This is a genomic window from Chromobacterium sp. ASV23 (assembly GCF_016428945.1).
Lineage (GTDB): Bacteria > Pseudomonadota > Gammaproteobacteria > Burkholderiales > Chromobacteriaceae > Chromobacterium > Chromobacterium sinusclupearum.
Map to the genome: position 1 here is coordinate 1 of NZ_JAELTR010000139.1, position 905 is coordinate 905.

A 905-nucleotide genomic window follows, 5' to 3' on the forward strand; every position below is an offset into this window, starting at 1 on the left:
CTTGGTGCCCGAAAGGGAGCCGTAACACAGGTGCTGCATGGCTGTCGTCAGCTCGTGTCGTGAGATGTTGGGTTAAGTCCCGCAACGAGCGCAACCCTTGTCATTAGTTGCCATCATTAAGTTGGGCACTCTAATGAGACTGCCGGTGACAAACCGGAGGAAGGTGGGGATGACGTCAAGTCCTCATGGCCCTTATGAGCAGGGCTTCACACGTCATACAATGGTCGGTACAGAGGGTCGCGAAGCCGCGAGGTGGAGCCAATCTCATAAAACCGATCGTAGTCCGGATCGCACTCTGCAACTCGAGTGCGTGAAGTCGGAATCGCTAGTAATCGCAGATCAGCATGCTGCGGTGAATACGTTCCCGGGTCTTGTACACACCGCCCGTCACACCATGGGAGTGAGTTTCACCAGAAGTGGGTAGGCTAACCGCAAGGAGGCCGCTTACCACGGTGGGATTCATGACTGGGGTGAAGTCGTAACAAGGTAGCCGTAGGGGAACCTGCGGCTGGATCACCTCCTTTCTAGAGAAGGCGATCGTCAAGTACTTACAACCTATCGGTTATTTGTGGTTAAGGGCATGGCAGCGCAAGCTGCCGAGTCAACTGGGTTTGTAGCTCAGCTGGTTAGAGCACTGTGTTGATAACGCAGGGGTCGTAGGTTCGAGTCCTACCAGACCCACCAGTATTCATCTGGGTGATCTGAACTGGCACCCGGAGATAAAGCCGAAAGACAAGGCGCGAAGAAGCGACGTGTGCTGATGCACACGAGCGACTGAGCAACGCGGTATTTCGGGTTTAGCGGGGGATTAGCTCAGTTGGGAGAGCACCTGCTTTGCAAGCAGGGGGTCGTCGGTTCGATCCCGTCATCCTCCACCACTTACAGTGCAAACAAAAGCGAACTCG

General features: G+C 54.9%; 2 tRNA genes and 1 rRNA gene. All 3 read left to right on the forward strand.

Annotated features, from left to right (window positions below):
- Window positions 1–524 (forward strand): 16S ribosomal RNA (locus JHD59_RS21950); the annotation flags it as partial.
- An 83-nt stretch (window positions 525–607) separates the two neighbouring features.
- Window positions 608–684, forward strand: a tRNA-Ile gene (locus JHD59_RS21955).
- A gap of 118 nt (window positions 685–802) precedes the next feature.
- Window positions 803–878 (forward strand) — tRNA-Ala (locus tag JHD59_RS21960).
- Window positions 879–905 lie beyond the last annotated feature (27 nt).